This window comes from Niveibacterium umoris (assembly GCF_014197015.1).
Lineage (GTDB): Bacteria > Pseudomonadota > Gammaproteobacteria > Burkholderiales > Rhodocyclaceae > Niveibacterium > Niveibacterium umoris.
The window spans coordinates 237,957-258,626 of record NZ_JACIET010000002.1; the positions used below are offsets into that span (position 1 = coordinate 237,957).

The 20,670-nt window shown below is 66.3% G+C and carries 17 protein-coding genes; 16 read left to right on the top strand and 1 reads right to left on the bottom strand.

Annotated elements, in window-relative coordinates; genetic code table 11:
* Window positions 1-31 precede the first annotated feature (31 nt).
* From GGR36_RS13200 to GGR36_RS13255, 12 genes are all read left to right on the top strand, one after another.
* Window positions 32-3,343: a DEAD/DEAH box helicase gene (locus GGR36_RS13200; RefSeq protein WP_183635200.1), complete on the top strand. Its 3,312-nt coding sequence runs from the start codon at window positions 32-34 to the stop codon at window positions 3,341-3,343.
* A gap of 129 nt (window positions 3,344-3,472) precedes the next feature.
* Complete coding sequence (locus GGR36_RS13205; RefSeq protein ID WP_183635201.1) at window positions 3,473-4,072, top strand: hypothetical protein; 600 nt, start codon at window positions 3,473-3,475, stop codon at window positions 4,070-4,072.
* Between the two features lie 121 nt (window positions 4,073-4,193).
* A complete protein-coding gene (locus GGR36_RS13210; protein WP_183635202.1) occupies window positions 4,194-5,378 on the top strand; it encodes an efflux RND transporter periplasmic adaptor subunit in 1,185 nt (394 codons plus the stop codon).
* An 819-nt stretch (window positions 5,379-6,197) separates the two neighbouring features.
* Window positions 6,198-7,142, top strand: a complete 945-nt coding sequence (locus tag GGR36_RS13215; protein ID WP_183635203.1) for a hypothetical protein — start codon at window positions 6,198-6,200, stop codon at window positions 7,140-7,142.
* Between the two features lie 80 nt (window positions 7,143-7,222).
* Window positions 7,223-7,906, top strand: coding sequence for an ABC transporter ATP-binding protein (locus tag GGR36_RS13220; RefSeq protein ID WP_183635204.1), 684 nt, complete (start codon window positions 7,223-7,225; stop codon window positions 7,904-7,906).
* An 81-nt stretch (window positions 7,907-7,987) separates the two neighbouring features.
* On the top strand, window positions 7,988-9,208 hold the full coding sequence (locus GGR36_RS13225; RefSeq protein WP_183635205.1) for an ABC transporter permease: 1,221 nt from the start codon (window positions 7,988-7,990) through the stop codon (window positions 9,206-9,208).
* 13 nt (window positions 9,209-9,221) lie between these two features.
* Complete coding sequence (locus GGR36_RS13230) at window positions 9,222-10,421, top strand: ABC transporter permease (RefSeq protein WP_183635206.1); 1,200 nt, start codon at window positions 9,222-9,224, stop codon at window positions 10,419-10,421.
* A gap of 158 nt (window positions 10,422-10,579) precedes the next feature.
* The gene (locus GGR36_RS13235; protein WP_183635207.1) at window positions 10,580-12,040 is read left to right on the top strand and encodes a diguanylate cyclase domain-containing protein; all 1,461 of its coding nucleotides are present in this window, start codon (window positions 10,580-10,582) and stop codon (window positions 12,038-12,040) included.
* 157 nt (window positions 12,041-12,197) lie between these two features.
* Entirely contained in the window at window positions 12,198-13,454 is a 1,257-nt protein-coding gene (locus tag GGR36_RS13240) for a hypothetical protein (RefSeq protein WP_183635208.1), read from the top strand.
* Between the two features lie 13 nt (window positions 13,455-13,467).
* Window positions 13,468-13,881 carry a phosphate ABC transporter substrate-binding protein gene (locus tag GGR36_RS13245; protein ID WP_183635209.1) on the top strand — a complete coding sequence of 138 codons (414 nt, stop codon included), beginning with the start codon at window positions 13,468-13,470 and terminating at the stop codon, window positions 13,879-13,881.
* A 198-nt stretch (window positions 13,882-14,079) separates the two neighbouring features.
* Entirely contained in the window at window positions 14,080-15,318 is a 1,239-nt protein-coding gene (locus GGR36_RS13250; protein ID WP_183635210.1) for a porin, read from the top strand.
* A 10-nt stretch (window positions 15,319-15,328) separates the two neighbouring features.
* Window positions 15,329-15,739 (top strand): phosphate ABC transporter substrate-binding protein, encoded by a 411-nt coding sequence (locus tag GGR36_RS13255; protein ID WP_183635211.1) that lies wholly within the window; start codon window positions 15,329-15,331, stop codon window positions 15,737-15,739.
* A gap of 192 nt (window positions 15,740-15,931) precedes the next feature.
* Here the strand turns inward: GGR36_RS13255 and GGR36_RS13260 are convergent, their stop codons facing one another.
* The gene (locus GGR36_RS13260) at window positions 15,932-17,545 is read right to left on the bottom strand and encodes a methyl-accepting chemotaxis protein (protein WP_183635212.1); all 1,614 of its coding nucleotides are present in this window, start codon (window positions 17,543-17,545) and stop codon (window positions 15,932-15,934) included.
* A gap of 289 nt (window positions 17,546-17,834) precedes the next feature.
* Here GGR36_RS13260 and GGR36_RS13265 point away from each other — a divergent pair, with 289 nt between their 5' ends.
* The 4 genes from GGR36_RS13265 (at window position 17,835) to GGR36_RS13280 (ending at window position 20,650) form a co-directional block, all read left to right on the top strand.
* The gene (locus GGR36_RS13265; RefSeq protein WP_183635213.1) at window positions 17,835-18,497 is read left to right on the top strand and encodes a YceH family protein; all 663 of its coding nucleotides are present in this window, start codon (window positions 17,835-17,837) and stop codon (window positions 18,495-18,497) included.
* Window positions 18,494-19,228, top strand: coding sequence for a hypothetical protein (locus tag GGR36_RS13270; RefSeq protein ID WP_183635214.1), 735 nt, complete (start codon window positions 18,494-18,496; stop codon window positions 19,226-19,228). The genes GGR36_RS13265 and GGR36_RS13270 overlap by 4 nt, the downstream gene beginning before the upstream one ends.
* Complete coding sequence (locus GGR36_RS13275; protein ID WP_183635215.1) at window positions 19,228-19,485, top strand: YkgJ family cysteine cluster protein; 258 nt, start codon at window positions 19,228-19,230, stop codon at window positions 19,483-19,485. The genes GGR36_RS13270 and GGR36_RS13275 overlap by 1 nt, the downstream gene beginning before the upstream one ends.
* 124 nt (window positions 19,486-19,609) lie before the next feature.
* Window positions 19,610-20,650 (top strand): S66 family peptidase, encoded by a 1,041-nt coding sequence (locus tag GGR36_RS13280; RefSeq protein WP_183635216.1) that lies wholly within the window; start codon window positions 19,610-19,612, stop codon window positions 20,648-20,650.
* Window positions 20,651-20,670 lie beyond the last annotated feature (20 nt).

Here is a 20,670-nt window from a genome sequence, read left to right on the forward strand (position 1 = left end):
GCTTGCAGGCTTTGCCTGACCCGACGCGCCGATGCCGCTCACCGACCTGCTCACCCGCCTCGACGACGCCACGCTGGAAGAATTCTTCTCCAGCGCGGCGCTGGCGCGTGGCCGGCAGTACACCGGGCGCGTGCGTGATCTGGAGCTGTCCGGCGACGCCTTGATGGCCAACGTCACCGGCTCGGCGCCACGCCCCTACCGCACCGTGGTACGCCTGAGCCAACGCGAACTGCTCGGTGAAATCACGATCGAGATCGCGAGCCGTTGTTCCTGCCCGGTCGGCGGGCGCTGCAAGCATGTCGTCGCGGTGCTGCTGGCCGCCAAGCGGCCCGGCGCGCTGGTCGAAAAGCCGCGCGCCGAAGTGCTGGAGTGGGCGCAGCAACTGCGCGCCCGCATCGCCAAGTCACGCAACGCGAGCAAGCCGAAGAAGCCGACCAATCGCCAGATGCTGCGCTACACCGTGGTGCCGGGTGTGCTGGGGATGGGCGCGAACCTCGTCATCCACAAGGTGCGCCTGAACGCGGACGGCCACATCGCGCAGGCCGAGTCCTGGTACAACGTCGATCAGGCGCTGCTCAAGCCGCCGGCCTTCGTCGCGGAAGACGACCTGCCGGTGCTGCGCCAGATCCGCGCCACCGAACGCAGCATCCAGCGTTATGGCAGCTGGGGCGAAGTGCCGCTGATCGGGCGCCATGGCAGCCTGCTGATCGATGCACTGCTCGACACCGGGCGCGCCTTCGTCGGCAACGAAGACGAGCCGGACCTTCCCGGCGAATTGCCGCTGACCCGCGGCGCCCCGCGCCCCGGCCGCATGAGCTGGCAGCCCGCACGCGAAGGCGGGCTGCGCGCCCACCTCGAGGCAACACCCGCAGCGCAGGTGGTGCTCGACACCCAACCCTTCCGATATCTGGATCACAACGGCGAGTGCGGCGCACTGACCGTGCCGGAAGCCGATGTCGTGGCCGAAGCGCTGCACCTGCCGCCGCTCAACGGCGCTGAGCTGGCCTTGGTAGCTGGCGTGCTCGCCGACGTCGCGCCGACGCTGCCACCGCCCGCCGCGGCGCAGTTGCCGACCATCGAAACCGACCTGCAACCGGTGTTGCATCTGCAAAGCCTGCATGTGTGGCAATTGATGCCGCACCGCGACTACCCGCAGACCCTGCACGCCACCTACGACTACGCGCAAGCGGCCTTCCGCTATGGCGATGCCGAACTGCCCGCGGGCAGCGATGAATCGCTGATCACGCTGCCCAACGGCCGCGCTGCCCGCGTCGTGCGCGACGAAAGGGCCGAAGCCGATGCGCTGGCCGCGCTCAAGCGCGCCGGCTTTGCGCCGACGCCGCCGCGCGCGCTGAGCAGCTTCGAACGGCTCCCGACCGGCATGCTGGGGCTCGCCAGCGAAGAGGCCTGGCGGGAATTCTTCAGCGCCGAGGCGCCCGCATTGCGCGCGGCCGGCTGGCAGATCGAGTGCGCGGCAGACTTCCGCCACCATGTGCTCACCGTCGATGACTGGCATGCGGAACTGGAAGAAGACGGCAACGGCTGGCTGGCCCTCTCGCTCGGCATCGAGGTGAACGGCCAGCGGCTCGATCTTGCGCCGCTGCTCTATGTGCTGTTCCGCCGCGACACGCGCTGGCTCGACCGCGCCGCGATTGACGCAATTGCCGATGACGAGGCGATCGAACTGCTAGGCCCGGACGGCGCACGCATCCAGCTTCCCGCGGCGCGCATAAAGCCGCTCGCGTCGACGCTGGTGGATCTGTTCGACACGCCCAACGGCACGCTCAAGCTCAGTGCGCTGGATGCGCCGCGCCTCAAGCAGGCCTTCACCGACAGCGACTGGACGCTGGATGGCGTAGACCGCCTTGCGCCCTGGATTGCGCGCCTCGCCGATGCCGCGAACGTGGCACCGGTGGAGCCACCCGAGGGATTCACCGGCACCCTGCGCGCCTACCAGCGGGAAGGCCTCGCGTGGATGCAGCACCTGCGTGCGCATGAACTGGGCGGCATCCTGGCCGACGACATGGGGCTCGGCAAGACCGCGCAGACCCTCGCTCACCTGCTGACCGAAAAGCGCGCCGGCCGCATGGACCGCCCCTCGCTGGTGGTGCTGCCGACCTCGCTGGTGTTCAACTGGCAGCAGGAAGCCGCCCGCTTCGCGCCGGACCTGCGCGTGCTCAAGCTTCACGGCGCCGATCGCCGTGAACACTTCGAATCGATCGACAGCCACGACGTGGTGCTGACCACTTACCCGCTGCTGGCACGCGACCGCGAGGCGCTGACCGCGCGCAGCTGGCACTTCCTGATCCTCGACGAAGCGCAGACGGTGAAGAACGTTCGCAGCCTCGCCGCCCAGGTGGTACGCGAAGTCGATGCGCGGCATCGCCTCTGCCTCACCGGCACGCCGCTGGAAAACCACCTCGGCGAGCTGTGGTCGCAATTCGACTTCCTGATGCCCGGTTTCCTCGGCGACGCCAAAGCCTTCACGCAGGCCTGGCGCACGCCGATCGAAAAGCACGGCAACCTGCTGCGGCGCGAGCTGCTGGCGCGGCGCCTGGCGCCCTTCATCCTGCGGCGCCGCAAGCAGGAAGTGGCCGCCGAACTGCCACCCAAGACCATCATCGTGCGCAGCGTCGAACTCGAAGGCCGCCAGCGCGATCTGTACGAGACCGTGCGCGCGACGATGGACAAACGCATCCGTGACGAAGTGGCCGCGCGCGGCTTTGCCCGCAGCCAGATCGTGATCCTTGATGCGCTGCTCAAGCTGCGCCAGGTCTGCTGCGACCCGCGCCTGCTACAAACGCCGGCCGCCGCCAAGGTGAAGGAGCATACCAAGCTCGACCTGCTGATGGACCTGCTGCCCGGCCTCGTCGAAGAGGGCCGCCGGGTGCTGCTGTTCTCGCAATTCACGACCATGCTGGATCTGATCGCTGACGCACTCGCCGAGGCGAAGATCGCGCATTTGAGGCTGGACGGCAGCACGCGCGACCGTCAGGCGGTGGTGGAAGCGTTCCAGAACGGCGATGCGCCGGTCTTCCTGATCAGCCTGAAAGCCGGTGGCGTGGGCCTCAACCTCACCGCCGCCGACACGGTGATCCACTTCGACCCGTGGTGGAACCCCGCGGCCGAAGACCAGGCCACCGACCGCGCCCACCGCATCGGCCAGACGAAGAATGTGTTCGTCTACAAACTCGTGGTGGCGGGCAGCATCGAAGAGAAGATCCTCGCGCTGCAGGAACAGAAGGCCGCACTCGCCGCCGGCATCCTCTCCGAAGACCACGCGGGCGACGCGAAATTCGACGAAGCCGGGCTACAGGCGCTGTTCGCACCGCTGCCGGACTGATGCCCTGATCGCGGCCGGCGAGCCGCCTTGGCCCTGCGTCAACGACACCGACGGACCCGCTTGCGATCGTGCGCTGCGGGCCTAGGCTGCAATCAGGCATCTCGCCGTATTGCTCGTGGAGCTTGGATCATGGCCTATGAGACTTTCGTGGCGTTCAAGTCGGACTTCCTCGCCGCACACAAAACCACTTACCAGTTCGACGCAAAGGCCGATTTCGCGCAGGCCGCAACCGCCTTCAGGTACTACCTGCACGGGCTTGAGCAGGGTGCCCGCAGCGGGCTCAACATCGGCCTGATCGAACACCTGCAGGACCTGCTTGCGAAGAACAAATCCGTCTTCGATGGTGGCGGCATCTTCGTCGACACCAGCAACCAGGACCGCTGGCGCCTGTTCTACAACGACGCCTTCATCCTCGGCGGCATCCACTCGCACGGCCCGTTCACGCTGGTACACACCGATCGGCTCGAAAGCGCCTGGGTCGCCGCCGGCAACGATAAGCGCATGGGCTTCGCCGGCGCGAAACAGCTCGACTTCCACGCGGGCGACAAACCCTTCCTGCGCGTGACCCAGCGCGAAGTGCTCGCACTCAACATCTTCGGCTACGCCGGCGCGCCCGGTGAAGACGGCAGCATGGTCTTCCGATGCACCAATCCGCAGCTGGCGGACAGCGCGACCTTCGTGCGTTACAAGAAAGAGGTGGGCGAGCTTGAAGGCGCACTCGCCGCCTGAGCGGCGGACCGCCTCGGCCCACGCAACAGCGGCACACCCGCCGCGACCCTGACGCCGCGCAAACCCCGCACGACGCCGAAGGGGTGTAGTGTCGGCTGCGCTATCCGTGCAAGAGGCCCCGATGGACTCGCCCCAGACCGCACCGAAGAAAGCCCGCCCCAAGGCCCGGCGCCGCATCGCGCTGGCGCTCGCGCTGCTGATCGCCGTAGCCCTGTTTGCCATCAGGCTTACCCGCCCTGCGCCGGTCACGGTGACCGTCGCCGAGGTCCAGCCCGGCCGCGTCGAAGCCACCGTTTCGAACACCCGCGCCGGCTCGGTCACCGCCTGCCGTCGCGCCAAGCTCGCGCCGCCCGCCGGCGGCCGCATCGGCACGCTGGCGGTGAAGAAAGGGCAGCGGGTCAAAGCCGGGCAGCTGCTGCTGGAATTGTGGAACGACGACTTCGTTGCCCGCGAACGGGTCGCGCGCGAGCAGCTGCAAAGCGCCCGCGCCCATGCGCGCGAGGCTTGCACTGTCGCCAATACCGCCGCCGCCAATGCACATCGCGCCCAACAGCTGCGCGACCAGGGCTTCCTGTCACCCGAGGGCATCCAGCGCAGCCAGTCCGAAGCCCAATCCACCGCCGCCGCCTGCGGCGCCGCCACCGCGCAGATCGCCGAGGCCGAAGCACGCATCGGTGCCTCGCGCGCCGACACCGAACGCACCGTGCTGCGTGCGCCCTTCGACGGCATCGTCGCCGAACTCAATGGCGAGGTCGGCGAGTACCTGACCCCCTCGCCGCCCGGCATCCCGACGCTGCCGGCGGTCGACCTGATCGACGACAGCTGCCTTTACGTCAGCGCGCCGATCGACGAAGTCGACGCCGCGCGGCTCAAGCTCGGCATGGACGCGCGCATCACACTCGACGCCTTCCGCGGCCGCCATTTCAAGGGCACCGTAAAGCGCATCGCCCCCTACGTGCTCGCGCTCGAAAAACAGGCGCGCACCGCTGAAGTCGAAGTCCACTTCACCGACACCGCCGACGCCAAGGCATTGCTGATCGGCTACAGCGCCGATGTCGACATCATCGTAAGCGCCCGCGACCCGGTGCTGCGCATCCCCACCGCCGCAGTGATGCCGGGCAACCGGGTGCTGGTGCTCGGCAACGATGGCGTGCTGAAGGAAGCGGGCTTCACGCCGGGCCTTTCGAACTGGGCGTTCACGGAAGTCGCGAGCGGACTGGTGAAGGGGGATCGCATCGTGACCTCGCTGGATCGCGCGGGCGTGAAGGCGGGGGTGAAGGCGGAAGTGGAGGTATTGAAGAAATGAAGTCGCGCTGGCGGGCGACGCCATCCCGCGTAGGCTGGGTTGAGGACTGCGTAGCCGAACGTTTCGGCTTGCGACGGACGGTGTCGCGCTGCGACGGCGTGTCCGGTCAAGCCGGGTCCCGCCCCGGCGGGCGTCTTACTTTCTGGCAACAGCACCAGAAAGTAAGCAAAGAGTGCCGCCCCGCTTCAACGCCCCGCCTGCGGCGGGGTGCCCTGCGCTGCTCGAAGCATCGGGTGGCTGCGGAACTCGCCCTCGCTACGCTCGGTGCTCAAACAGTCCTCGCCACCGCCGCACTACGTGCGTCGGAACCCGATGCTTCTGTGCTGCTCGGCGTTTCAGAGGGGAATGGAAAAGCGTCTACGTTTCATCGCTGTCTGTATCTCGCAGACCGGATGCAGGCGGTGGGCCGAACTCCTGGATCTGCGTCTGAACCATTTGGGGCGACGTCGAATTCCGCTTCGCTCCATCCACGTGACGAACAATCCACAAGCGTTGTTCAAGCGAAGGTTTTGACTTTCGGGTCCCGTCGAGAGCGCCGAGTAGCGCAGCGCGACCGGGAAGAAGGCCGAGGACTGTCTGAGCTCCGAGCGCAGCGAGGGCGAGTTCCGCAGGCCCCCGGTTGTGCGAGCAACGCAGGGAAGTCGGGCGCAACGCGCCCGACCGCGAACGCCGGGTGCCCTTGTCTTTGGTTCCTTTCTCTTGGGCAAGCAAGAGAAAGGAACCCGGCCGCCGGGACGGACTCCCGGCCGATGCACGTTGGCACACCAACCACTTCAGCGAACAACACGAGAAAGCTGATCTCGCCAAACGTTGGGGTTCGTGAAACTCACCCCAACCTGCGGTCACACGCGGCAGAACCAGACAGATAGCGACACGACAATGAACTGCCAAACGCACGAACAAAATGGAAACCGTTTGCCCCACCCGAAGGATCTGTCACTCCCATTCTTTGCTTACGGCGTATTCAAACCGGGAGAACTGGCCTTTCTTCAGATTAAGGAGTTCGTTTCGCTATGCTTCGAGGGAACGGTCGATGGCCAATTGAAGATACGAGATGGGTTGCCCATTGCGGCAATTGAATTGCCAGGCAGGTTAGATGGGGTATTGATTCAATTTCGCACTGAGTGTCAGCTTGCTGCCTACCAACGAATCTCAGATCTTGAGCCGGAGAAGCAGTACCGCTGGGGAACGGCCGACGCAGGAGGCCAAATTGTCAATCTGTTGGTTGGCATTTCGCCAGATAAGGGCTCCCACGCCTTGGAGGAGGCTTGGGACGGGAGGAAAGACCCTCTCTTCACGGACGCCCTTGAGGTCGTAGAAGAAACCTTGAAACAGAATAGAGGCGAGAAATCGCCCACTGACCTGAAACCCTTGTTTCGGCTCGAAATGGCTTACCTATTGCTGTGGTCTTCAATTGAACGCTATGCGTCTCTGAGATACCACCTGCGAGACAAAGCGACAGAGAAGGTCTTGAGAATTGCATCTGAACCCGCATTTGTGGCCGCTCTCCGCAAGTTTGCACCGAGCGATAAACGCTCAGTGCAGCGTGCCGATGACCCAAAGAAGAAGAGCATTCTTGATCCAGAAAAACCGTTAGAGGCCATGAAGTATTACTACCAAGTGAGGAGCAATCTCGTTCATCGAGGAAAAGGTGCCCTTGGCGATCACGACCGGCTGGCAAAGTCGCTCGGAGAACTGTTGAGCATCTTTCGCTACACACTTAAAGCCGCCTTCGATGACAGCAAGTTTGAAGGCGAGCACTGATGACCACAATGATCCAGAGAGTCCGATAGACCGGGTTCGCGGAAGGCGATCCCGCTTCATCTCCCGCAAGAAGCGAAAGCATGCCCCCACCCCTGATCCTCCTCTCCGCCATCACCCGCCGCTTCACCGTCGGCGACGAGACGGTCAACGCGCTGCGCGGGCTGGACCTGAGCATCGCGCAGGGCGAGTACATCGCGATCATGGGCCCGTCGGGCTCGGGCAAGTCGACGCTGTTGAACGTGCTGGGCCTGCTCGACCGGCCGGACAGCGGTCACTACCTGCTCGACGGCAGCGACGTCACCGGGCTGGACGACGACGCGCTGGCGCGGGCGCGGCGCGAGAAGATCGGCTTCGTGTTCCAGTCCTTCCATCTGGTGCCGCGGCTGACCGCGTGCGAGAACATCGAGTTGCCGATGGTGCTGGCCGGCATCGACCCGGCCGAGCGCGCCGCCCGCGTGGAAGTGCTGCTACGCGACTACGGCCTTACGCCGCGCGCCGACCACCGGCCGAACCAGCTTTCGGGCGGGCAATGTCAGCGGGTGGCGATTGCGCGCGCGATGGCGATGCGGCCCTCGCTGATCCTGGCCGACGAACCCACCGGTAACCTCGACCGCCATACCGGGCAGGAAGTGATCGCCCTGCTCGAAGGGCTGCAGGCGGCTGGCGCCACGCTGATCGTCGTGACCCACGATCCGGAACTCGGCCGGCGTGCGCAGCGGCAGCTGCACATGGTGGACGGCGAGATCGTTCCGGAGGGCGCTTGAGATGCGCACCACGCACGTCCGGCTATGTGCCCTGCCGCCAGACATGGCGTCGTCACCCTCTGGCGGCGAGGGGTGACGGGCATGCGCGCCGCCGACCTGCTGCTGTACGCCGCGCGCGTGGTGCGCGGCGGCGTGGTGCGGACGGCGCTGGTGCTGCTGGCGATGGGCATCGGGGTGGCGGCGGTGGTGCTGGTCAGCGCACTGGGCGAAGGCGCGCGGCGCTATGTGGCCGACCAGTTCGGCGCGCTCGGCACGAACCTCGTGATCGTGTTGCCGGGACGCTCGGAAACCGCCGGCGCCGGGCCGTCGATCGCGAGCGGCGAAACGACCCGCGACATCACGCTGGACGACGCGCTCGCGCTCTCACGCAGCCTTGCGGTACGTCGCCTTGCGCCGCTGATCGTCGGCCTTGGTGCGGTGCGCGCGGCCGATGGCGCCGATGCGCGCGTGCGCGAGGGGCCGGTGCTCGGCTCGACCACCGACTTCCTTGCGATCCGGAACATGTCCTTGTCGCAAGGGGTGTTCCTGCCCGGCGGCGACCCGCACCATGCGCAGCAGGTGTGCGTGATCGGCCGCACGGTGGCGCTGGAGCTGTTCGGCAAGCAGCCGCCGCTGGGCCGCTGGCTGCGCATCGGCGACCGCCGCTTCCGCGTGATCGGCGTGCTCGGCAAACAAGGCACCTCGCTGGGTATCGACACCGACGAGGTGGTGATCGTTCCGGTGGCCGCCGCACAGGCGCTGTTCAACACCGAGGGCCTGTTCCGCGTGCTGCTGGAAGCCAAGCAGCGCGACCAGGTGCCGCAGGCGAAGGCCGATGCCGAATCGATCATGCAGCAGCGCCACGAGGGCGAGCGCGATGTCACGGTGATCACGCAGGATGCGGTGCTGGCGACCTTCGACCGTATCCTCGGCACGCTGACGCTGGCGATCGGCGGGCTTGCCGCGATCAGCCTCGCGGTCGCGGGCATCCTGGTGATGAACGTGATGCTGATTTCGGTCGCACAACGGCGCAGCGAGATCGGGCTGCTGAAAGCACTGGGCGCGACCGCCGCGGAGATCCGCCACATCTTCTTCAGCGAGGCGGTGCTGCTGGCGCTGGGCGGGGCAGCGGCCGGCCTGGCGGTGGGCTTGCTGGGCCAGCAGGCACTGGTCGCAGCCTATCCGACGATTCCGTTTGCAGCACCGTGGTGGGCGTTGCTGGCTGCGCCCCTCACCGCGGTCGTCACCGCGGTGGTGTTCACGGTGATGCCGGCGCGGCGCGCGGCGCAGCTCGACCCGGTGCACGCCTTGTCGCGGCGCTAGGGGGAACACGAGCATGCGCCACGCCGACCTCGCCCGCTTCACGCTCGCTTCGCTCACCGCGCACCGGATGCGCACCGCACTGTCTGCGCTGGGCGTGGCAGTCGGCATTGCCGCGGTGATCCTGCTCACCGCGATCGGCGAGGGCCTGCATCACTATGTGATCGCCGAGTTCACGCAGTTCGGCACCAACCTGATGTCGGTGCAGCCGGGCAAGTCGCAGACGCACGGTGCGCCGCTGGGCGGCATCAACACCACGCGGCCGCTCTCGATCGACGATGCGATCGCGCTGCAGCGCGCCGCCTGGGTCAGGCTCACCGATCCGATGGTGCAGGGCAACGCCGAGATCAAGCACGGCACGCGCACACGGCGCATCACCCTGTATGGCGTCGGCCACCGCTTTCCCGATGCGCTGCAGATGAAGGTGGCGAGCGGCCAGTTCCTGCCCGACGACGACCCGCGCAGCGCACGCGCCTTCGCGGTGCTGGGCAGCAAGGTCGCGCGCGAGCTTTTCGCCGGCGCGCAGCCGCTGGGCGCCCATGTGCGCATTGGCAGCGAACGCTACATCGTGGTCGGCGTGATGGCGCCCAAGGGCCAGATGCTCGGCTTCGACCTCGACGACACCGCCTATATTCCGGTGGGCCGAGCGCTCGACATGTTCAACCGCGAAGGTCTGATGGAAATCCATGTCGTGCATGAACCGACCGCGCCGGTGGAAGAAGTGGTGGCCAGCATCAAGCAGGTGCTGGGCGCCCGCCACGGAGGCGAGGATTTCACGATCATCACGCAGCAACAGATGCTGGATGTGTTCGGCACCATCCTCGACACGCTGACCTTTGCGGTGGCGGCGATCGGCGGGATCTCGCTGCTGGTCGGCGGCGTCGGCATCCTGACGATCCTGACCATCGCGGTATCTGAGCGCACCGCCGAGATCGGCCTCTTGCGCGCGATCGGCGCCACGCGCCAGCGCATCCTTTGGCTGTTCCTTGCTGAAGCGACCCTGCTCGCCGCCATCGGAGGCGTCGCCGGGCTGGTACTGGGTGGCGGCATTGCCGGTTTGCTCAAGCTGGCGGTGCCGGCCCTGCCGGTGAGCATTCCGTGGCTGTACGCACTGCTCGCCGAAGGCGTCGCGGTGAGCGTCGGGCTGGCCGCCGGCGTGGCACCGGCGATCCACGCGGCGCGGCTCGATCCGCTCGAGGCCTTGCGGGCCGAATAGCTGCACCGGCACGGAATTCAAGGCGGGCCGGCGGCGCGTTGTACCTGTGTCAAGGCGGCATAGCGGCGTGGTGCCGCGTCCGCCCGAAGGGCGTAGCATCAATCGTGCAGAACTCCGCGAGGGTGCCGATGCTCCAGTCCGCGTTGCGCCGAAGTCCGATGAAGGCCATCGCCATCTCGGTGGCGATGTTCATGCTGCTCGATTCGAGCGTGCTGGCGATCAACCTGTGGATCTCGCACGAACTCGACGAAACCTCGGTCGAGATCAATCTGGCCGGACGCCAGCGGATGCTGTCGCAACGCATGACCAAGGCCGCGCTGCAGACCCTTTCAGCCGAAGACGGCACCCGGCTCGCGGCGGCCGAGGTCGAACTATTCGAAGCCGCGCGCTTGTTCGACGAAACCCTGCAGGGCTTCGGTGATGGCGGCGAGGTCACCGCCGGCAACGGCCGCCGAGTGCAGGTGACGCCAATCGACGACCCGGTTGCGATCGAGTTGCTGGCACAGGCGCGCACGCTGTGGCGGCCGATCATGGCGACGGTGCGCGTGCTGGGCCTCGAAGCTGCCCCCGCGCCGCGCCAGCGCATCGCGCAGGAACTGGGCGCCCACGAGGCCGAACTGCTCGACCTGATGAACCGCCTCACGTCGCGCATCGAAGCGGTGTCGCTCGAACGCACGCAAGCCCTGCGTGCTGTCCAGATGGGCGCATTCAGTCTTGCCTTGCTGAACTTCGCCCTGGTGATCGTGTTGCTGCTGGCGCGCTATCGCGCGGCCGACCGACGCGGCCAGCAGCTGGAAGGCATGATCGACCAGATCGCCGCCGGCGTATGCCTGCTCGACAACGACGAGCAAATCGTCGCGGCCAATCCGGCCGCGATGCGCATACTCGGGCGCGGTATCGACACGCTGCGCGGGCATCGCGTGACCACCTTCCTGGACGCGGATGAGGGCGTATGGCGTGGCGAGCGCCCCGATGGCGGCGACTTCCACGTCGCCCTGAGTCACGGCGAGATCGGCACCGACGAAGGAAAAGTGCGGGTGGTGACGCTGCTCGACATCAGCGAGCGGGTCGACGCCGAGTCGCGGCTGCGCCAGCTTGCGCTGCATGATGCGCTGACCGGTCTGCCCAACCGCCGCATGCTCGACGACCGGCTCACGATTGCGCTGGCGCAAGCACAGCGCGGCTATCACAAGGTTGGGGTCGCGATGGTCGACCTCGACGGTTTCAAGCCAATCAACGACACCTACGGCCACGCCACCGGTGATTGCGTATTGCAGGCCGTTGCGCAGCGACTGGCCGCCTGCGCCCGCGCCGGCGATACGGTGGCGCGGCTGGGCGGCGATGAGTTCGTGTGCGTATTCAGCACGCTGCACGACCGCGAGGAACTCGACACCCTCGGGCGACGCATGCTCGAGGCGCTGGCCCAGCCTCTGCTGCAGGGCGCGCTGCGCATCCCGATGTCGGCCAGCATCGGGCTCGCGCTGTCGCCGGACGACGGCAGCGACACCGCGGGGCTGCTCAAGGCCGCCGACAGCGCCATGTACGCCGCCAAGCACGCTGGCGGCCGGCGACTCGCGCATGCGGACCGCGGCGCCGCACCCGGCCGGTCCGGCAACTGAAGCCTCCGGGCGAAATATTCCTAAAGTTTTGGCGGTCCCCGCCGCTTACCGATACAGGTCGCCGGGGGGCGGCCTTGCGCTGGCGCGGCGCACGCCCAGACCGGCACAGACCGGCACAGACCGGCCGCTTCGCCGCACGACATCTATCGGGGGAAACATGAACAAACGCACAGCCATTGCCATGGCGATCGGGCTCGTCTTGAGCCCGATCGCGCACGCAGCGGAAGGCCAGTTCGACTGGCTCAGCTTTTCTGGCTTCGGCACCATCGGTGCCTCGGAAACCGACGACAAGGCGGTCTCGTTCCGCATGCCCTATCAGAAGAACGGCAAGGCCAATGACTGGGCAACCGACGTCGATAGCCGTATCGCCGCACAGTTCGACGTCAATCGCGGCGGCACCTTCAGCGGCGTTCTGCAGGTCATGGCCACGCAACGTTATCAGGGCGAGTTCCGTGCCGAGGTCGAGTGGGCCAACGTAATGTGGACGATCAACGAGAACTGGCGGGTACGTGCCGGCCGCATGGTGACGCCGGTGTTCCTCGCGTCGGACTACAAGAACGTCGGCTACTCGATCATCCCGGTGCGCTACAGCCTGGAAATGTCGGGCAACTATCCGCTCAGCCGCCACGATGGCGCCGAGGTGCTCTACAACACCGAGGTCTGGAATGGTCGCCTGCAGGTGCAAGGCTATGCCGGCAAGACCAAGTACGACTTCATCAACGCGCTCGGCAAGAACTCGCTGGATGTGGGTGGCATCTATGGGGTTTCAGGCACCTACAGCACCGGCCCGTGGACCGTGCGCCTTGCCGGTAGCGCGGTGCGCGACATGAAAACGGTTGGCGACGCGGTCCCGACATTCAACCTCGCGAGCAAGGTACTGCATGCGATCCCGCCCGCCGCCTGCAGCAACTGCGCTGAAGAGGCGCAGAAACTCGACACCTCCGTTGCAGGTATGTCAGCCGACTTCCTGACGATCGGCGGCATCTACGACGACGACACCTGGTACGGACAACTGGAGTTCGGCCACCGCAAGATCGACGGGTTCTTCCCGAGTGTCGACAGCTACCTCGCACTCGGCGCGTATCGCTGGAAGCGCTTCACACCCTTCCTGAGCTACGCCGTCTTCAAGACCAAGTCAAACGACGAGGCGGCGCTGCCAGCACTGCCCGGCATCCCCGGCATTGTCGCCGCGCAGTACAACGGATTGCTCAAGGCCAACAACAGCTCGCGCAGCATGACGAGCGTTGGCGTTCGCTGGGACTTCTACACCAACGTCGCGTTGAAGCTGCAGGCGGATCTGGTCAAGCACGACCGGCCGAGCTATGGATGGTCAGGCGCGTTCACCAACCTTTCGCCGACGACCTACGACGGCAAGGTGAACGTCTATACCGCCACCATCGACTTCATCTTCTGACGGAGGCCCAGCCATGAAGCTCACGTTCAAGCTCATCGTTGCCGGTGCCTGCGCAATGGCATCGACACTCTGCCTGGCCGAAGTGGTGGTCGCCGCCGGCGCCAAGTCGCCGCTCGCCGGCGTCACCAAGGCACAGGTTGCCGAAGTCTTCCTGGGCAAGGCGAAAACCGTCGGCGGCAACCCGGTCAAGCCCATTGACTACGTTGGCGCCCCCAAGGCCGAGTTCTGGGATGCCTGGCTCGGAAAGTCTTCCGACCAGCTCAAGGCGCATTACGCCAAGCTGCAATTCACCGGTCTGGGCGGACCACCGAAAGAGGTCGGCTCACTCGCCGAGGCCAAGAAGCTCGCCGCAGACGATCCAAGCGTTCTGATCTTCCTCGACAAGGCCCAGATGGACGGTAGCCTGAAGGTTGTCGGCACGCCCTGATCGATCGCCACCGGAACCGAATCAGTACAAACGGCCCGCGAGGGCCGTTGTTTGCTTCAGACGCATGAAATCCTAAAGTTTTCGCCCCCCTCGCCGCTTAAACAGACAGGTCACCACGGGTGACCCTGCGCTCGCGCGACACATATCGGAACCGGCCCAGACCGGCCGGGTCGCAGCACGACTCATATCGGGGGAAACATGCACAAGCGGATTGCAATCGCGGTCGGCCTCGCACTGAGCCCGTTCGCCCACGCGGCGGATGGCCAGTTCGACTGGCTCGCGTTCTCGGGTTACGGCACGATCGCCGCATCGGAGACCGACGACAAGGACGTCGGCTTCCACTATCCATTCCAGAAAAACGCCAAGGGGAATGACTGGGCTACCGACGTCGACTCGCGCCTGGCGGTGCAGCTGGACTTCAACCGCGGCGGCCAGTTCAGCGGCGTGCTGCAGGTGCTGGCCATGCAGCGCAACACCGGCGAGTACAAGGCGGAAGTCGAATGGGCCAACGTGATGTGGACCATCAACGACAGCTGGCGCGTGCGCGCAGGCCGCATGGTGACACCTGTGTTCATGCAGTCGGACTACCGCTTTGTGGGTTACTCGCTGACCCCGGTGCGCTACAGCCTGGAAATGGCTGGCAACTACCCGCTTTCGCGTCACGACGGCGCTGAGGTCGTGTATGGCACTGAGGTCGGTGCAGGGCACCTGCAAGTACAGGGCTTCGGCGGCAAATCGAGCCTCGCGATCCCCTCGGCTGAATACAAGGCCGACTCGGTGTTCGGCGCAGCCGCGACATACAGCGTCGGGCCATGGACGCTGCGCGCCAGCGGCACCGCGATCAAGATCAAGATCGTCGGCGAAGCAGCCGACACCGCCCTGGCCTCGGCAGCGCTGCTGGAAAACCCGCTCGTGTCCGCAGGATGCCCGGCATGCACCGCCGAAGCGCCGCGCTTCCGCAACACCGTTGAAGGCACGAGCGGTCAGTTCTACGGCCTCGGCGCAGCCTACGACGAAGGCAACTGGTACGCGCAGGCGGAATATGGCTACCGACAGGCGGAAGACGGCTTGCTGCCCAAGACCAGCGGCTGGCTGTTGCTGGGCGCCTATCGCTGGGGCGCGTTCACGCCCTACCTTTCCTACTCGGGCTTCAAGACGCACAGCCTCAACGACTTCACCGCCACCGGCACGGGCTTTGGCGCACTTGCAGCCGCTGCGTTGAAGGCCAAGTACTACGGCAATGCCTCCGATCGCGAGATCTTCGGCATGGGCGTGCGTTGGGACTTCTATCGCAACGTCGCACTCAAGTTGCAGGCCGAGATGGTCAAGCACGACCACAAGGACGCGCCCTTCTCAGGCGCCTTCGTGAATTTGTCGCCAACCACTTACGACGGCCGCACCAACGTCTACTCGGCCGCGCTCGACTTCGTCTTCTGAGGAGGCAGACATGCGCATGTTCAAAAAGCTCTGCCTCGCGTCCCTGATCGCGGCACTTCCCACCCTGGCGAGCGCCGAAACCGTGGTCGCCGCGGGCGCGAAATCGCCGCTCGGCGGGCTCAACAAGGGGCAAGTCAGCGAAGTCTTTCTCGGCAAGGCGAAAGCCATCAATGGCAACCCGGCAAAACCGATCGACTATGCTGGCAGCCCGAAAGATGATTTCGGCAATTCAGTAATTGGCAAATCGCAGGATCAGCTCAAGGCGCACTACGCCAAGCTGCAGTTCACCGGCCTCGGCGGACCGCCGAAAGAGGTCGCCTCGCTTGCGGAAGCCAAGAAGATGGCGGCGGACGATCCTTCGGTGCTGATCTACCTGGACAAGGGGCAGGTCGATAGCTCGCTGAAGGTGGTCTACCCCTGATCTCGACCTGAGCCGCAAACGAAGACCCCGATGGCCCGCCCCGTGAGGGCCATTTTCTTGTCCGCGTCACGGTTGCACCTCAACGCATCATCGATCGCTCTTCCCTAAAGCCGCCGATGCAGTCCTTGCCCGCCAAAGAACAAGGCCCCGCCCGGACAATCCGGGCGGGGCCTGCTGTCGCGAGATGCGGGATCAGATCTTGTACTTCGACACCGCCTGCTGCATCTGGCTGGCGAGCGCCTTGAGCGACTCTGCCGATTCCGAGGTCTGCCGCGCAGAGGCGTTGGTTTCTTCCGAGACTTGCGCGATCCGCTCGACCTGCTGGGCGATGTTCGTGGACGCCGCGCTCTGCTCGCGGATGGCATGCGAGATGTCGCCCACCATGCCGACGACCTGGCCCGAGCTGCTGCGGATTTCCTGGATCGCCGTGCCGGCTTCCGTCGCCTGCTTGACCCCGATTTCAACCCGGTTCACCACACCGCGCATCTGATCGACCGCGCCTTCGGCGCTCGCCTGGATGCGGCCGATGAGGGTACTGATCTCCTGCGTCGAATGGGCGGTGCGTTCGGCAAGCTTGCGCACTTCGTCCGCCACCACCGCGAAGCCGCGGCCCTGCTCACCCGCGCGGGCGGCCTCGATCGCGGCGTTGAGCGCAAGCAGGTTGGTCTGGTCAGCCACCTCCTTGATCACGGTGACCACGGCATTGATGCTGAGCGCCTCGGATGCCAGCACCTCGATCTTCTGCGCGGCTTCATGGACGCGATCGGCAATGCCGTTGATTTCGGCCACCGTACCGTTGATCACGGCCTCGCCCTGCTGAGCGCGCTCGCCCGATTGGCGACTCTCGACCGCCGCGTCGTTGGCGCGATCGGCCACATGGTTGATGCTGACGGTCACCTCTTCAACCGTGGCGGCCATCGCGCTGGACGCGTCGCTCGCCACGCGCGAGCCATCGAGCATCTCCTGCGCTGCGTGGGCAACGTCCTGCGCCTGACGCGACACCCCCTCTGAAGCCGAGGAAATATCGCGCAGGCTCTCCTGCAACTTGTCGAGCAGGCGATTGAAGGCCTGCACGGTGGCCCCGATTTCGTCGCGGCTACGCAGTGGCACACGGCGGGTAAAGTCCAGGTCGCGCTCGATCGACTCGACGGTACGCTCCATTGATGCGAGCGGCGCACGGATCGCGCGGATCACCAACACGCCAAACACCAGCAGGCCAAGGATGGACAGGAGGTTCACGCCAATGCTGATGGCCTGCGCCGAGCGCTGCACCCTGTTGACTTCCTCTTGCGCCTGCACGAAGCCATCCTGGTTGCCCTTGAGAAGAGTTTGCAGCGATTCCTCGACTTGCTGCGACGTAGGCATCACCTTGCTGAACATCAGCATCGTCGCCTCGTCGGCCTTGCCGCCTACCGCAGCATCCTCGGTGGCGTGGTAAGCCTCCAGGTAGGCGGTGAACGCGGCCTTGAGCTTGTCGTAGGCCTTGCGATCACCGTCGTCGGAAATCAGCGGCTCATAGCTCTTGAGCTTCTTCAGACCTTCGTCTTCCATGAGCTTGCTCTTCTCGACGAAGGCCTTCTTCAGGTCGGCGTCCTGTTCCATCAGCACCGAAAGCAGTTGGCTGCGCAAATCGCGATAGTTATTGCTCACTTCGCCGACGACGATGATGCTCGGCGCCGCGTTGGTGGTGATCTGATCCACCTGTCTCTGAATCTTGCCGTACGAAACCAGATTCACGCCGCCGATCGTGAGCAGTGCCACGATGGCCAGGATCAGCATCAGTCGGAGTCGCGTTGAGATCGACATGGAAAACCGCCCTCGGAAGGTGTGCGGCAGACAGGGACGTCAGCGCCCGGCGATTCCCCCACCGCCCGGCGTGCGCTCGCACCTGAAGCAATCCGCTTGCAGGCAAGTCCGGCCCCAGCCACCGCGACAATTCATGGCCGAACAAGCAGGTTGACGGCAGCGGGCGACGAAAACTTTAGGGCAGGGGCGCTTCTGCAGGCGCGCCGCCAGAGATTCACCGCCAACGCGTCATCACCGAGGTTTGGATGGCACAATCGCCATCGATTCCCATTTGCAGAACCTGAGTCCCATGCCGCATCCGCTGCCGCCGCTTTCCCTGCTTGAAACCCGTGTGCTCGGCGTACTGGTCGAAAAAGAGCACACCGTCCCCGATACCTATCCGCTCTCGCTCAACGCGCTGATCGCCGGATGCAACCAGAAAACTAGCCGCGACCCGGTGATCGATGCGAGCGAAGCCGAAGTGCTGCTCGCGCTCGACGCGCTGCGCAGCCACAGCCTCATCATCGAAAGCTCGGGCAGCCGGGTCACCCGCTACAGCCACAATCTCGGCCGCGTACTGCAGGTGCCGTCACAGTCGGTGGCGCTGCTGACCGTGCTGATGCTGCGCGGCCCGCAGACCGCGGCAGAATTGCGCGCCAATTGCGAACGTCTGCACAAGTTCGCCGACGTCTCTTCCGTCGAAGCCTTCCTGACCGAACTGGCCGAACGCAGTGCCGGCGCGCTGGTGCTGGAACTGCCCCGCGCACCGGGGGCGCGCGAAAACCGCTGGGCTCACCTGCTTTCAGGCACGCCCGACCTGCCACAGCCCAGCGCCGCCCCGCTCGCTGCCGCCAGCCGCGACCCGCTGCTCGCCGACCGCGTCGCGCGCCTTGAAGACGAGCTCGCGACCGTTCGTGCCCAGCTCGCGCGCCTGTACGAAAAGCTCGGCGAATCGCCGGACGACGTCGCGTGATCTGCCCGGCCGACGAGCTGCCGGCGCCCCTGGCGGCGCCGCGACTCGCGAACCACCTGATGCACACCAGCGGCGGGCTGCGCTGGCACCTCACCGCCCTGCGCCGGCGCGCTCGCGAATGGTCGGCCTTCCGTAACACGCTCGCCCACTGGCTGGACGCCTGGCGACCACCCTGTGCGCGCCTCTTGCTGATCGGCCCCAGCGCGGGCTGGACGCTGCCCGACGCGCTGTTCACCCGCTTCGACGAAATCCGCGTACTCGAACCGGACCCGCTCGCACGGCTCGCTCTGGCGCGCCGTATCGCCTCGCCGCGGCTGCATTTCGACACGCTCGACGTATTTGCGCCCGGCGGTCTCGCCACGCTGCGCACGCAGTACGCCGACCATGCGGTGCTGTTCTGCAACCTGCTCGGGCAGGTCGCGCCCGATGGCGACAACGCCGCCTGGTACGCCGGCCTGCGGCAGGCATTGGCCGGACTGCATTGGGCGAGCTGGCACGACATTGCGTCGTCGGCGCGCCCGGTTGATCGACACGGCGTTCAAACGATCGCCGCAGGCACCCCTTTCGACGCGCTGATCGCGCACTTCTGGCAGGGTGGCACGATCGAAGTCACCGACCACGGCAGCTTTGCGCTCGCGCATGGCGAAGCCTTCGCGTGCACGGACTGGCCGCTGCGCGACGACCAGCATCACCTCGTCGGCTGGATCAGCCACACACCGGACGCCGGCTGATGGACTGCCGCCCTGGCTGTGCGGCGTGCTGCATCGCGCCGTCGATCACCTCACCGATACCGGGCATGCCACACGGCAAACCGGCGGGCGTGCCCTGCATCCAGCTTGACGATCAGCTGCGCTGCAAGCTCTTCGGTGACCCCCGGCGGCCGGCGTGCTGCGGCGGGCTGCAGCCGTCCGGAGAGATGTGCGGCAGCGAACGCGCCCATGCCTTGCACTACCTCGCAACGCTGGAAGCGCAGACCCGCAGCGACTGAGCCTCACGTCACCGGCGCGCCAGCAAACACGCTGGTGCGAGGCAAGCGGCGTACACGCCGCACTGCGAGCTTGCCCTGATGCAACACAGGACACCGCAGCGCCGGGGCTGGCATGCTGCGCGGCATGATCCGATACCCCGCACCCTTGCGCGCCGGCGCGCGCGTGGCCGTGACCGCCCCTTCGTCGGGCGTCGGGGCCGACTGTCACCCGCGGCTCGACCTAGCCCTCGCATGGCTGCGCCAACAAGGCCTGACGCCGCTCGAAGGCCACTGCCTGCGCACCCAGCACAAGCAGGCCAGCGCACCCGCCGCGCAGCGCGCCGCCGAACTGATGCACTGCCTGCTCGACCCGGCGATCGCGGCGGTGATGCCGCCTTGGGGCGGGGAGCTGGCAATCGAGGTGCTGCCGCGCCTCGACTGGCAGGCCACCGAACAACTCACACCCACCTGGCTGCTCGGCTACTCCGACACCTCCACCCTGCTGATGGCGCTGACCTTGCGCCTGCGCTGGGCGACTGCGCATGGCCCCTGCCTGATGGATCTGGTGCCGGGCCAGACCGATCCGCTGATCACCGGCCTGTTGCCGGCGCTCGGCAGTGCGCCGGGTGGCGCCTTCACGCAGCGCAGTTCGGCCGCCTGGCAGGCCGACTGGGGTGACTACACCATCCACCCGGAACGGGTCTTCGCACCGCAGATCCCGACCCGGCTCGCCCTGCTGGACGTGAACCCCGGCCGCGCGGTGCAGTTTTCCGGCCGCCTGATTGGCGGCTGCCTCGACACCGTGCGCAACCTTGCCGGCAGCCCGTGCGGCGACGTGCCGCGCTTCGTGCGCGAGGCGGGCGATGCCGGCGCAATCCTCTACTTCGAGAACTGCAACCTGCGCCCCAGCGAGTTCCTGTGCGTGCTGCAGGGCCTCAAGCTCGCCGGCTGGTTCGAGGGTCTCGCCGGCGTGCTGGTCGGGCGCAGCAGCGCGGGCGACGTGCGCACACCGGAGTGGCTGAACCAGCGCGAGGCGCTGGTGAGCGGGCTGGCTGATCTGCCCTGCCCGGTGCTGCTCGGTTGCGACATCGGCCACATGCCGCCGCAGTGGCTGCTGATTAACGGCGCGCTGGCCGAGGTGCGTTACGCCGACGGCGCGGCACAGATCGAACAGCGGCTGGTCTGAGCCGGGCCGCGCGTCGGCGT